The organism is Nonomuraea indica (assembly GCF_002850745.1).
GTDB lineage: Bacteria > Actinomycetota > Actinomycetes > Streptosporangiales > Streptosporangiaceae > Nonomuraea > Nonomuraea indica.
Genome location: NZ_KZ559467.1, coordinates 407159 through 419726 on the forward strand (window position 1 = coordinate 407159; position 12568 = coordinate 419726).

At 71.1% G+C, this 12568-nt stretch carries 13 protein-coding genes; 6 read left to right on the forward strand and 7 right to left on the reverse strand.

Features of this window, described 5'->3' with window-relative positions:
* The first annotated feature begins 133 nt into the window (after positions 1 to 133).
* A complete protein-coding gene (locus CXR44_RS05990) occupies positions 134 to 832 on the forward strand; it encodes a response regulator (protein WP_101783863.1) in 699 nt (232 codons plus the stop codon).
* On the opposite strand, the gene CXR44_RS05995 is transcribed toward CXR44_RS05990, so the two are convergent.
* The 3 genes from CXR44_RS05995 to CXR44_RS06000 all read right to left on the reverse strand — a co-directional run bounded on the left by CXR44_RS05995 (position 825) and on the right by CXR44_RS06000 (position 2848).
* Positions 825 to 2141 (reverse strand): winged helix-turn-helix domain-containing protein, encoded by a 1317-nt coding sequence (locus CXR44_RS05995; protein WP_101783864.1) that lies wholly within the window; start codon positions 2139 to 2141, stop codon positions 825 to 827. The genes CXR44_RS05990 and CXR44_RS05995 overlap by 8 nt on opposite strands.
* Positions 2138 to 2260 carry a hypothetical protein gene (locus tag CXR44_RS41615; RefSeq protein ID WP_281260248.1) on the reverse strand — a complete coding sequence of 41 codons (123 nt, stop codon included), beginning with the start codon at positions 2258 to 2260 and terminating at the stop codon, positions 2138 to 2140. Before CXR44_RS41615 ends, CXR44_RS05995 begins: the two co-directional genes overlap by 4 nt.
* A gap of 327 nt (positions 2261 to 2587) precedes the next feature.
* Positions 2588 to 2848 (reverse strand): HGxxPAAW family protein, encoded by a 261-nt coding sequence (locus CXR44_RS06000; protein WP_101783865.1) that lies wholly within the window; start codon positions 2846 to 2848, stop codon positions 2588 to 2590.
* Between the two features lie 226 nt (positions 2849 to 3074).
* Between CXR44_RS06000 and secA the strand changes: the two genes are divergently transcribed.
* Positions 3075 to 5864 (forward strand): preprotein translocase subunit SecA, encoded by a 2790-nt coding sequence (secA, locus tag CXR44_RS06005; protein ID WP_101783866.1) that lies wholly within the window; start codon positions 3075 to 3077, stop codon positions 5862 to 5864.
* Between the two features lie 147 nt (positions 5865 to 6011).
* Here the strand turns inward: secA and CXR44_RS06010 are convergent, their stop codons facing one another.
* From CXR44_RS06010 to CXR44_RS06025, 4 genes are all read right to left on the reverse strand, one after another.
* On the reverse strand, positions 6012 to 6851 hold the full coding sequence (locus CXR44_RS06010) for an alpha/beta fold hydrolase (protein ID WP_101783867.1): 840 nt from the start codon (positions 6849 to 6851) through the stop codon (positions 6012 to 6014).
* 152 nt (positions 6852 to 7003) lie between these two features.
* Complete coding sequence (locus tag CXR44_RS06015) at positions 7004 to 7426, reverse strand: Rv3235 family protein (RefSeq protein ID WP_101783868.1); 423 nt, start codon at positions 7424 to 7426, stop codon at positions 7004 to 7006.
* 298 nt (positions 7427 to 7724) lie between these two features.
* The gene (locus tag CXR44_RS06020) at positions 7725 to 9059 is read right to left on the reverse strand and encodes a PTS transporter subunit EIIC (RefSeq protein WP_101783869.1); all 1335 of its coding nucleotides are present in this window, start codon (positions 9057 to 9059) and stop codon (positions 7725 to 7727) included.
* A gap of 478 nt (positions 9060 to 9537) precedes the next feature.
* Positions 9538 to 10278 (reverse strand): GntR family transcriptional regulator, encoded by a 741-nt coding sequence (locus tag CXR44_RS06025; RefSeq protein ID WP_101783870.1) that lies wholly within the window; start codon positions 10276 to 10278, stop codon positions 9538 to 9540.
* A 123-nt stretch (positions 10279 to 10401) separates the two neighbouring features.
* On the opposite strand from CXR44_RS06025, the gene CXR44_RS06030 reads away from it, so the two are divergent.
* The 4 genes from CXR44_RS06030 to CXR44_RS06045 are packed head-to-tail and all read left to right on the forward strand — an operon-like array spanning position 10402 to position 12481.
* Positions 10402 to 11436, forward strand: coding sequence for an SIS domain-containing protein (locus tag CXR44_RS06030; protein WP_101783871.1), 1035 nt, complete (start codon positions 10402 to 10404; stop codon positions 11434 to 11436).
* A gap of 47 nt (positions 11437 to 11483) precedes the next feature.
* Complete coding sequence (locus tag CXR44_RS06035) at positions 11484 to 11720, forward strand: PTS sugar transporter subunit IIB (RefSeq protein WP_101783872.1); 237 nt, start codon at positions 11484 to 11486, stop codon at positions 11718 to 11720.
* An 11-nt stretch (positions 11721 to 11731) separates the two neighbouring features.
* Positions 11732 to 12178 (forward strand): PTS sugar transporter subunit IIA, encoded by a 447-nt coding sequence (locus CXR44_RS06040; RefSeq protein ID WP_101783873.1) that lies wholly within the window; start codon positions 11732 to 11734, stop codon positions 12176 to 12178.
* Between the two features lie 39 nt (positions 12179 to 12217).
* Positions 12218 to 12481: an HPr family phosphocarrier protein gene (locus CXR44_RS06045; protein ID WP_101783874.1), complete on the forward strand. Its 264-nt coding sequence runs from the start codon at positions 12218 to 12220 to the stop codon at positions 12479 to 12481.
* The last annotated feature ends 87 nt before the right edge of the window (positions 12482 to 12568 follow it).

The following is a 12568-nucleotide window of genomic DNA, read 5'->3' on the forward strand; positions in this document are numbered from 1 at the left end:
AGGATCGCGGCACCCGTGCCATCATGGGCGGTCCGACGGCTCTGGCCCCCCGACGAGGAGGAGACGTGAGCGAGCTCAGTCAGGTGCACGTGCGCGAGCGGAGCGAGATCGCGAGGCTCGCCAAGGAGGCCTCGTGACCGAGCCCGGTGAGGCGGGCACGCCGAGAGGCGAGCCGATTCGCGTGCTGATCGTGGACGACCACGAGCTGATCAGGCGGAGCCTGGCGCTGGCGCTGGCCGCCGAGCCGGACATCGACGTGGTCGGCGAGGCGAGCGACGGGCAGGAGGCGGTCGAGCTGGCCGACCGCCTCATGCCCGACGTGGCGCTCATGGACGTGCGCATGCCCCGGCAGGACGGCATCGAGGCCGCCAAGGGCATCAAGGCCTCGGTGCCGAGCACCCGCATCATCATGCTGACGGTGAGCGACGAGGAGGAGGACCTCTTCGAGGCCATCAAGGCCGGTGCCACGGGCTACCTGCTCAAGGACGTGCAGATCAACGATGTGCCGGCGGCGGTGCGCGGGGTGTACGAGGGGCAGTCGCTCATCAATCCCGCCATGGCCGCGAAGCTCATCAGCGAGTTCGCGAACATGAGCCGCAAGGAGGCCGAGCGGCCCCCCCAGCTGCCGGTGCCGCGGCTGACCGAGCGCGAGATGGAGGTGCTGCGCTTAGTCGCCAAGGGCATGAACAACCGGGAGATCGCCAAGCAGCTGTTCATCAGCGAGAACACGGTCAAGAACCACGTCCGCAACATCCTGGACAAGCTGCAGCTGCACTCGCGCATGGAAGCCGTGGTCTACGCCGTGCGCGAGCGCATGCTGGAGATCACCTGACGCCGGCCTCCAGGTGGGCTGCGAGGCCCGGGTCGGCCCGCTCGACTCGTACGGCGTCGCAGCCCACCCACTCGGCCGCCGACCACAGGGCGTCGCGCAGCGCGTCGGCCCACCTGGAGGCGGTCAGGCCGGGCTCCAGGCTGAGCTGACGGGCCACCAGCGTGGTGCCGTCGCGGGCCGGGTCCACCCGGCCGATGAGCCGGCCGCCGGCCAGCACCGGCATCGTGAAGTAGCCGTGCACGCGCTTGTGCCGGGGCACGTAGAGCTCCAGCTGGTAGGCGAAGCCGAAGACCCGCTCGGTGCGGCCCCGGTGCCAGATCAGCGAGTCGAACGGCGATACCAGCGTGCTGCGGTGCCGGCCGCGCGGCTCCGACTCCAGCGCCACGGGGTCGGCCCAGGCGCCGGCCGCCGCCCGCGCGGCCGCCGCCCGGGCCGCCGCCGGCTCCGGCAGCGGGACCATGGGCGTGCCTCCGGCCGCCCCGGCGGTCGTGACCGTGGCGGCCCTGGAGGCGGAGCCGTTGGCCCGGGCGCCGGCCGGCCAGCCGGAGACCGTCACCGGGACCAGACCGGAGGCCCCGCTGAGCAGAGCCTCGTCCAGGATCGCGGCGAACCGGCCCTTGAGCCGCAGGAAGTCGATCAGGTCGGCTCGGGTGGCGACGCCGAGCGCCCGGCCGGCGATGCGCGCGAGCCGGACCACGCACTCCTCGTCGGAGAGGTCCTCGGCCAGGAGGTCGGCGGGCACCACGCGCTCGGCGAGATCGTAGACCCGGCGCCAGCCGACCCGGCGGGTGCACACCAGCTCGCCGATGTCGAGCAGCCACTCCAGGCCGATCTTGGAGTCGGACCAGTCCCACCACTCGCCGGCGCCCGGCTCGCCGTTGCGCGTGGCCCGCGCGCCGCCCACGTCGGCGGTCGTCACGGGGCCGGACGCGCGCACCTGCTCCAGCAGCTGGTCGACGTGGGCGGGCACCTCGTGCCAGCGGTAGCGCTGCTGGCGGTAGGCGCGCCTCCTGAAGGCGTAGAGCGGCCAGTGCTCGATCGGCAGGATGCAGGCGGCGTGGCACCAGTATTCGAAGCTGTGGGCAGGGTCGTGCCAGTAGGCGCGCTCCACGGTGTCGCGGCCGACCGCGCCGAGCCGCGCGTAGGCGACGAGCTCGTGGGAGCGCGCGAGCACCGAGATCGTGTCGAGCTGCACGGCGCCGAGCCTGCGCAGCATGCCGTGCACGCCGCCACGCCGCCCGTCGGCGCCGAGCAGCCCCTGGGCCCGCAGGATGATCCGCCGCGCCTCGTCGGCCGTCAGGTCGGTCATGTCGGCGTGCCCGTGGAGTGGGTGTCGGAGGTGTGGGTGTCCGCTGGGCGGGTGTCCGTGGGGCGGGTGCCCCTGGTGCGGGCGTCCCCGGCGTGGGTGTCCCTGGTACGGCGAAGCATGCGGGGCATGCTAGCGCCGGCCACCGACGAAAACGCCCCTGCCACATGACGGGTTCGCCGGGAAAGTGGCGTTTTGAGTATTGCGCCGGGACTCGCCGCCTCGGTCGCCGTTTCATCCGGACGCGCCCTCGTCGGGGACAGGGGAGGCCCGCACGCCGTCACCCGGGAGCCGTCACCCGGGCGTACGGGAGGACGAGGAGGCCGTGCGAGCGGCGAGGGGGAGGGAGGGCGGTGAGGCGGGCGTGCGGCGGAAGGGGGTGGCGGGGTGGTGGCGGGCATGCCGAAAGCGGGCACCGCGGAGGAGCCGGTGCCCGCTGTGGTGCTGGATCAGCGGTGGTCTTCGACCGACATGCCCACGCGGGGCGCGTCGATCACGACGTCGGAGAAGATGTCGAAGACGAGGGCGAGGACCCCGCCCACGACGAACAGGCCCACGCCGACCCAGACGAGCGTCCAGCTCGCCATGGTCAGGCCGACTCCGCCCACGATGGTGCCGATCAGCATGACGGTGACGGCGAGCCACGAAGACGCGCGTCCGCCGTGACTGCCGAGATTCTCAGTCTGCTCCGACTTCGCGCCCTCTACCATGACAATTTCCTTCCTTTGCCGGATATCCCGCTATTTGGTGCGAACCGGCTGTCAACCGGCATACCCTCTGCCTGGACCCCCATTCTCCCAGACGTGGCCGGCGCCCCGGATGTCGCGGTGGCTGTGTCCGCCGACGGAACCGCCTACCATGGCAGCGGGGAAGTTTGTCTCGGCCTCTCCTCCTGGCGGCGCCGCCGGGGTAGACCTGCGAGGAGCTTTACATAAAGTGGCAGCCATTCTCGACAAGATCCTGCGTGCCGGCGAGGGCAAGACCCTCCGCAAGCTGAAGAGGATCGCAGACCAGGTCAACTCCATCGAGGACGACTTCACGAGCCTGTCCGACGCGGAGTTGCGCGCGATGACGGACGAGTTCAAGCAGCGCTACAAGGACGGGGAGTCGCTCGACGACCTGCTGCCCGAGGCGTTCGCCACCGTACGCGAGGCGGCCCGCCGCGTCCTCGGCCAGCGCCCCTACGACGTGCAGATCATGGGCGGCGCCAACCTCCACATGGGCAACATCTCCGAGATGAAGACCGGTGAGGGCAAGACCCTCACCTGCACCCTGCCCGCCTATCTCAACGCGCTGGCGGGCAAGGGCGTCCACGTGGTGACGGTCAACGACTACCTCGCCAAGCGCGACGCCGAGAACATGGGCCGCGTGCACCGCTTCCTCGGTCTCGAGGTCGGCGTGGTCCTGTCCGGCCAGCAGGGCGAGGACCGGCGCAAGCAGTACGAGGCCGACATCACCTACGGCACCAACAACGAGTTCGGCTTCGACTACCTGCGCGACAACATGGCCTGGTCGCTCGACGAGTGCGTCCAGCGCGGCCACTTCTTCGCCATCGTCGACGAGGTCGACTCGATCCTCATCGACGAGGCCCGCACGCCGCTGATCATCTCCGGCCCCGGCGAGCAGTCCGGCAAGTGGTACGCCGAGTTCGCCAAGATCGTGCCCCGGCTGCGCAGGGGCGTCGAGGCGAAGAACCCCGGCGAGGAGAGCACCGGCGACTACGTCGTCGACGAGAAGAAGCGCACCGTCGGCGTCCTGGAGGCCGGCGTCGCCAAGGTCGAGGACTGGCTCGGCATCGACAACCTCTACAAGCCCGAGCACACCCACCTGGTCGGCTTCCTCAACAACGCGCTCAAGGCCAAGGAACTGTTCAAGAAGGACAAGGACTACATCGTCGCCGACGGCGAGGTCCTGATCGTCGACGAGTTCACCGGGCGCGTCCTGCACGGCCGTCGCTACAACGAGGGCATGCACCAGGCCATCGAGGCCAAGGAGGGCGTGGCGATCAAGGACGAGAACCAGACTCTCGCCACGATCACCCTGCAGAACTACTTCCGCCTCTACGAGAAGCTGTCCGGCATGACCGGCACGGCGGTCACCGAGGCCAACGAGTTCCACAAGACGTACAAGCTGGGCGTGGTGCCCATCCCGACCAACCGGCCGATGGTCCGCAAGGACCAGGCCGACGTCGTCTACAAGACCGAGGACGCCAAGTTCGACGCGGTGGTCGAGGACATCAAGCAGCGCTACGAGGCCGGTCAGCCGGTGCTCATCGGCACCACGTCGGTCGAGAAGTCCGAGCGGCTGTCCAGGGCGCTCAAGCGGCGCGGCGTGCCGCACGAGGTCCTCAACGCCAAGAACCACGCACGTGAGGCCGCGATCATCGCCGAGGCGGGCCGCAAGGGCGCCGTCACCGTCGCCACCAACATGGCCGGTCGCGGCACCGACATCATGCTCGGCGGCAACCCCGAGTTCCGCGCAGACCTGGAGCTGCGCCAGCGCGGTCTCGACCCGGTCGAGACTCCCGAGGAGTTCGAGAAGGCCTGGCCGGAGGCGCTGGAGAAGGCCAAGGCCGCGGTCAAGGCCGAGCACGACGAGGTCGTCGAGATCGGCGGCCTCTACGTCCTCGGCACCGAGCGTCACGAGTCGCGCCGCATCGACAACCAGCTCCGCGGCCGGGCCGGCCGCCAGGGTGACCCCGGCGAGTCGCGCTTCTACCTCTCGCTCGGCGACGACCTGATGCGCCTGTTCAACTCGGCCCGCGTCGAGATGATCATGACGCGGCTCAACATCCCCGACGACCAGCCGATCGAGTCGGGCATCGTCTCCAAGGCCATCGCCTCCGCCCAGCACCAGGTCGAGCAGCAGAACTTCGAGATCCGCAAGGAAGTTCTCAAGTACGACGAGGTGATGAACCGCCAGCGCAAGGTCATCTACGCCGAGCGCCACCGGGTGCTGGAGGGCGCCGACCTGCACGAGCAGGTGCGCGGCTTCGTCGGTGACGTGATCCGGGGCTACGTCGCCGGCGCCACGTCCGAGGGCTTCGCCGAGGAGTGGGACCTCGAGAAGCTGTGGAAGGCGTTCAGCGAGCTCTACCCGATCCAGGTCACCATCGACGCCCTGGTCGAGGAGGCCGGCGGACGCGAGGACCTCACCGCCGAGCTGATCAGCGAGAAGATCACGCAGGACGCGCTCGCCGCGTACGACCGGCGCGAGCAGGAGCTCGGCTCGGAGGCGATGCGCGAGTTCGAGCGCCGGGTCATCCTGTCGGTGCTCGACCGCAAGTGGCGCGAGCACCTCTACGAGATGGACTACCTGCGCGAGGGCATCGGCATGCGGGCCTACGCGCAGAAGGACCCGCAGATCGAGTACCAGCGCGAAGGCTACGAGATGTTCGCCGCGATGCTCGAGGGCATCAAGGAGGACTCCGTCGGGTTCCTGTTCAACATCGAGGTCGAGGTTCAGCAGAACCCGATCGTCGAGGAGGAGGACGCGACCGTCGCGGAGACCCGTTCGATCATCGCGCGCGGGCTGCGCGGCCCCCAGCGTCCGGCGGAGCTCGAGTACACCGCGCCGGGTGAGCAGGGCGAGGTCGAGCACACCCGCGTCCGCACCACCCCGGAGGAGCGGGCGGCCTACGGCAACGTCGAGCGCAACGCGCCCTGCCCGTGCGGTTCGGGCAAGAAGTACAAGCGCTGCCACGGCGACCCGAAGAACGCCGCCTAGGCCCGGCCGGGCCGACACGGCTCTGCCCCGGCCAGACCCGACGCAGGCCCGCGCCACACGGCGCGGGCCTGCAGTCCGTCCGGGCGCCGGGCGCCCGAGCGGCGGGCTCTTCACCGGATGGGTGCCGCAAGCGCCCCATCGCGGTGTTCAGGTCCGGAGGAACGCGGCGATCGGCTCGGCCTGGCCGAAGACGGCGTGACCGACCTCGGGGAGCAGGCGCACGGTCGCGCGCGGAACGCACTCACGGACGCGCCGCGCGGTCCGGCGCGAGTCGAACATGGCGTCACGGTCGCCGACGATGACGAGCACGGGCATGGTGAGGCCACGCAGCGCGTCGTCGGAGAACACCGGGAGCTTCTCCCTGCGCGGGTTGAAGTGCGTGAACGTCAGGACGACGGCGTCGAGGGCCTGCCGGTCCCGCTCCCCGTCCAGACCGGCGACAGCCATCGCCGACTCGCGCAGTCCGCCGCGCCGGAACGGGTGAACCAGCAGCTCCTTGAAGATCCAGCCGACCTTCTGCCGGCCCACGCCGCCGGGGCACATCAGGGCCAGGCGAGTCACTCGTCCTGGGCGGCGGACGGCGTAGTCGAGGGCCATCCAGCCGCCGAGGGACGTGGCGACGAACGCGGCGTCGGTGATCGCTAGCCCGTCCAGTACGTCGTCCAGCCAGAGTGACACGGCGCCGGAGCCCAGGGCGGGGCGCGAGGGTGCGCTCAGTCCGGGCTCGCCCACGAGGTCGACGGCATACGTGCGGAAGTGCTGGGACCAGGTGGCGACATCTCCTCGCCACATCGACGTGTTCGCGCCCGAGCCGTGCAGCAGCACCAGGGGCGGCGCGTCCGGCGGGCCGGAGACGAGGACGAAGGTCTCACCCTCGCGGGTCGGCACGCGTACGTGTTCGGCGGTGACCGGCCAGGCGTCCAGTGCCCGCCGGTAGTGGTCGAGCAGCTCACGTCCACCGGCCTCGGACTTGTAGATCATGGTCATGGCGCTTCACCGCCTGCCGCGCATCGAGGGCTGTGGCCACTTCATCTATCACTCCTTATTTGACCCAATCGAGAGACTTGATAGGGAAGTTTAGTACACATGATGTATGTCTTAAGCAGGAGGACGGCACGGCCTCACCCTCCTGCTCGACGTCAGGCGGTCTCGAAGTCCGTGACCAGCCACTGGACGCCGCGCCGTTCGAGACGCAGGGCGAGGACGTGGCTGCGTTCGCCGCAACGGATCAGCAGGCACATCTCGACCACGCCCTCCCGGGGCTCCGTCACGTGGGGGACCCCGGCGAGCGGGGGCCGGGTGGCCCGGATCATCTGGCCGGCGCGGACCAGCTCGCGGTAGGCCAGGTCGGTGAGGCGTCCGGCGACGGTCTCCGCGGGGCGGCGGCCCGTGAGGACCTCGGCCAGCGCCTGGCCCAGCAGGCGCAGCCCGCGCTCGTCGGGGATCGCGCCCGGCGGGCCCCACACCAGGGGATCAGGTTCGGGGGCGAGGGCCCCGCGCACCCGCGGGGTGGAGGCGGCGGGCCGGTGGGACGCCGCCGCCCGCGCCGGCGTGAGAGGCACGGGGGCGGGTCCGGCCCCGGAGGGGCGCGGCGCCCTTCCTCGCGCCGGGGCGGAGGGGGATGGGGTCGTTCGGGTGGTGTGCAGGAGGCCCATGAACGCTCCATGGTCATAGGGGGACGATCACTACAAGGAGTTTTCGGCCCCGCCTCCGGATACGTCGGCCGCCAGCTTTCTCGGAAACGCCGCCTGTTCGCGGCGTTCTGCGTGGAACGTCGGGCCGAGTTGGAGCGGCCCAGCGGCGACCGGCCGCGCGTTCGGGAAGGGAACGGGCAGGAGGGTGGTGTCCGGAACCCCCGCCTCACGCCTGCTGGGGGGAGGGTGGCCCCGTCTCGCCGGAGTCCACGTCCGGCTCGGGCTCACGGCCCGGGGTCATGATGTCGAGCCTTCGGATGAGGAAGCTGAACACCGCGTAGTACACGACCCCGTACACCGCGCCGAGCAGCAGGATGCCGGGCAGGTTGGCGGTGTTGGCCTTGCCCGCGTTGAGCAGCATGTCCAGCAGGCCCGCGGAGAAGCCGAAGCCGAGCTGCCCGCCGATCAGCGTGGTCAGCGCCATCGCCAGCCCGGTCAGTACGGCGTGCACGACGAACAGCAGCGGCGCCACGAAGATGAACGCGAACTCGATCGGCTCCGTGATGCCCGTCACGAAGGAGGCCAGGGCGGCCGACAGCATGATGCCGCCCACGGCGGGACGCCGGGGCCTGGGCGCCGCCCGCCACATGGCGAGCGCGGCGGCGGGCAGCGCGAACATCATGATGGGGAAGAACCCCGCCATGAACTGCCCCGCGTGCTCGGCCCCGCCGAAGTAGCAGTTCCAGTCACCGCCGAGAACCCGCCCGCCCACCTCGCACTGCGGCACCACGTGCCACACGATCGAGTTGGCGAAGTGGTGCAGCCCCAGCGGGATCAGCAACCGGTTGATCAACCCGTAGAGGCCGGTGCCCAGCGGTCCCAGCGTGGTCAGCCCCTCACCCGCCGCGCTGATCCAGTCGGCCAGCAACGGCCATATCCACCCGACCAGCACGCCGAGCACCAGTGCCACGAAGGCCGTGACGATCGGCACGAACCGCCGCCCGCCGAAGAACGCCAGCCACGACGGCAGCTTGATCCGGTGGAACCGCTGCCACAGCAGGGCGGTGACCAGCCCCATGAGGATCCCGCCGAGCACCATGGTGGGGTTCTGCAGGCCGTGGTCGATGACCTCGGTGACGCTTCGTCCCTCGACCTTGCGCAGCAGCACGGTGTCCCGGATGGACGAGCCGAAGAACATCACCTTCGTCACCCGGTCGAAGACCATGTAGCCCACCACCGCCGCCAGCGCGGTGGTGCCGTCGGCCTTGCGCGCGAACCCGATCGCCACCCCGACCGCGAACAGCAGCGGGATGTTGTCCAGCAGCGCCGTCCCGGCGGCGGCCAGCACCTCGGCCACCTGGTTCAGCCGGCCGAACCCGGCCACGTCGGCCAGCCCGCCGGGCTCGGCGCCGTTGGAACCGAGCATGTCCGGCTGGCCGAAGCGGACGAGCAGCGCGGCGGCGGGCAGGGCGGCGATCGGCAGCATGAGGGAGCGGCCGAGCCGCTGGAGCACGCTCATCACTCGTGCGTACGGCGAAGGACTGGCGGTGGTCTCGTTCACCGGGCGTTCCTCCGGGTGATGGGAGTCGGGCCTCCGGAGTGGGGAGTCGGCCTCCGGGAGTCAGGAGTCGAATCACGAAATTTCGGGACTTGTACTGCGGGTTTCAGGGTGTCATGCCACGTCCCGGCCCGCGGGACTCGGGCTCGCGGGGTACGGGCTCGCGGGGTGTGGGGTGCGGAGGCGTGGGCTGCCGGGGTGTGGTGTGCGGACTCGGGACTGCGGGACTCGTGACTGGGGGACTGGGAACTGGGGGACTGGGAACTGCGGGACTGCGGGACTGCGGGACTCGTGACTGGGGGACTCGGACTGCGGGGCTCGGGGATGTGGGGGGTGGCGCATCGTGGTCGCGGTCTTGGGAGGCATGGCCCCGGGAGGCGTCCCCGGGCCTCGGAGGACCTCGGAGGAGGACGTGGCGGCGGGTTCCGGGGCCGGAGGCTTCGGCCGGTCCGTCACGGCGGACGGTGTGCGGGGCCGCCGCTCAGCTCCGCCGTACGGGCATCTCGAGGACGGTGCGGAGCTGGTAGCGGTCGGCGCGGTAGGTGGAGACGCCCAGCTCGGCGCAGACGCCGCCGGAGAAGGACCGGCGCTGCAGCAGCAGCACGGCCCCGCCGCGAGGCAGCTTGAGCAGGTCGGCGTCGCTCGGGTCGGCGATGCCGCCGTCGATGGTCAGCTCGCCCGCGTCCATGACGAGGCCGTAACGGCTCTCCAGCAACGCGTACAGCGACCGGCCCGACAGGTCGTGCTCGGCCAGGTCTGGGGCCAGACGGACCGGGATGTGCGCCCGTTCGATCGACAGCGGCTCGCCGTCGGCCGTGCGCAGGCGTTCGATGAAGTGGACCTCCTCGCCGGGCGCGATGCCGAGCTCCTTGGCGAGGTGGGCGCTGGCACGCACGATCCGGCGGTCGAGGTCGCGGGAGCCCGGCTCCATGCCGCGGGCCCGCATGTCGTCGGTGAACGACGTGAGCTGGAGCGCCAGCTCGATCTTGGGCCGGGCGACGAACGTGCCCTTGCCGGGCACCCGGTGCAGGCGGCCTTCGGACACGAGATGGTCGACGGCCTGCCGCACGGTCATCCGGGACAGGCCGAAGCGCTGGCAGAGCTCGCGCTCGGACGGGATCGCGGCGCCGATGCTCAGCTCGTCGCTGTCGATGAGGTCCAGCAGGATCTCGCGTAGCTGGAAGTACTTGGGCACCGGGCTGTCGGGATCGATGTGCGCCACGGATCCTCCCCTCGATCTGACCTGGGCAATAGGTTATGGTTCGTACTGGTCTAGTCCGGACTAGACCACATGTCGCAAAACAGGGTCAAGTCCGTACGGTAACGATTGAAGGATGAGCGCGCGATGACGACGAAGATGCGCAGCGAGATCGCCGAGCAGCCGGCGGCGCTGCGGGCCACGCTCGACTCCCTCCTCCCCAGGGTCGACGAGGTGAAGGCGCTCGGCGGGCGGACCCGCCAGCTGCTGTTCATCGCGCGCGGCACCTCCGACAACGCCGCAGTCTACGGCCGCTACCTCGTCGAGTCGCGCGCCGGGCGGCTGGCGGCGCTGGCGGCGCCGTCGGTGGCGACGACGTACCGGCGCAGGCTCGACCTCGACGGCGTGCTGGCCGTGGCGATCTCCCAGTCGGGCCGCACCGAGGAGATCGTGGAGACCCTGGCGTGGGCGCGCGACTGCGGGGCGGCGACCGTCGGCATCACCAACGGCGGCCCGGACAGCCCGCTCGCGCAGGCCGCCGACGTGGCGCTGTGCACGGTCGCCGGCGAGGAGAAGGCGGTTCCGGCCACCAAGACCTACACGACGCAGCTCGCCGCGCTGGCGGTGCTCGCGCTGGGGCTCGGCGCCGAGGTGGAGGCGGACGACCTGCAGCGGGTGCCCGACGCGGTGGAGGAGCTGATCGCCAACCCGGGCGACCTGGACGCGGTCGTCGAGGGCCTGGCCGACAAGCACGGGGCCGTCGTGTCCGCCCGCGGCCTCGCGTTCTCGACCGCGCTGGAGACGGCGCTCAAGCTCAAGGAGGCCTGCTACCTGCACGCCATGGGGCTGTCGTACGCCGACCTGCTGCACGGGCCGATCGCGGTCGTGGACGCCGAGACGCCGGCGCTGCTGGTGGCGGCGGAGCACAGCCCGACGCTGCCCGGCACGGTGGCGCTCGCCGAGCGGGTGGTGGCGGCCGGCGCGGCGGCCTACACGATCGGCGGCGGCGCGGCGCTCGCCAAGGCCGGCACGGCCGCGCTGAACGGCCCCGACCTGCCGGAGTGGGTCGCCCCGATGGGCCTCATCGTTCCCGGGCAGTTGCTCACCGAGGCACTGGCCAGGAGGCTTGGCGTGGACCCCGACGCGCCGCGGGGCCTGAACAAGGTCACGCAGACCGACTGAACGCGCGGACCGGGCGCCGGCCGTCCGGAGAGCGAGGAGGAGACGCCATGGCGGCGGAGGCGGACGCGATCATCGCCGGGCTGGGCGGTGCCGGCAACATCATCGACATCGAGCCCTGCATCACCCGGCTGCGCACGGAGGTGCGTGACGCCTCCAAGGTGGACCGGGCGGCCCTGCGGGCGGCGGGCGTCCACGGGGTGATGGTGGCGGGCAACGTGGTGCAGGTCGTCGTGGGGCCGGAGGCCGACACGATCGCCGGCGACATCGAGGATGTCATCGGCTAGAGAGCGAGACCATGACGACTGTCCTCGCCCCGGTCGGGGGGGCGGCTGTGGGGCTGGCGGCCGTCCCCGATCCGGTCTTCTCCGCGGGCATGGTGGGCCCCGGTACGGCGATCGACCCGTGCCGGGGGCCGGGTGAGGCTGTCGCTCCCATTGCTGGAAAAATCATGAAACTGCATCCGCACGCGTACGTCATCGTGGGAGACGACGGCAAGGGCGTGCTGGTGCGCCTCGGCATCGACACGGTCCAGCTCAGGGGCGAGGGGTTCCGGCTCCTCGCCGCTGAGGGCGACCGGGTGCGCGCGGGCCAGCCCGTCGTCGCCTGGGATCCCAGCCTGGTCGAGGCCGGTGGCCGGTCACCGGTCTGCCCTGTCGTCGCCCTCGACGCGCCCGCCGCCTCGGTACGGTGTGTGGCGGCGGGAAGAGTCCGGGCAGGGGACCGGTTGTTCCGTTGGTTGTGAGCAGGGTCCGGCTGGTCCGGACCGGTAGAGGAGGACTACATGCCCGAACGCAGGGTCACCGTGGTCGCGGAGGTTGGCCTGCACGCCCGCCCGGCCGCGACGTTCGTCAAGGCCGCGGCCAAGGCGCCGATGGACATCACCGTGGCGCGGGCCTCGGGAGACGGCACCCCCATCAACGGCAAGAGCATCCTGCAGATCCTGGCGCTGGACGTGAAGCAGGACGAGACCATCGTGATCAAGGCCGAGGGCGAGGGCGCCGACGCGGTGCTCGACGAGCTGGCCGGCATCGCCGGATCGCCGTGACGGCGGCCCGCCGGTGGTAGGGGCCGCCTGACCGGCCGCCGCCTGACCGGCCGGGTCCGGAAGACGTCAAGCCGGGTCCGGGCACCG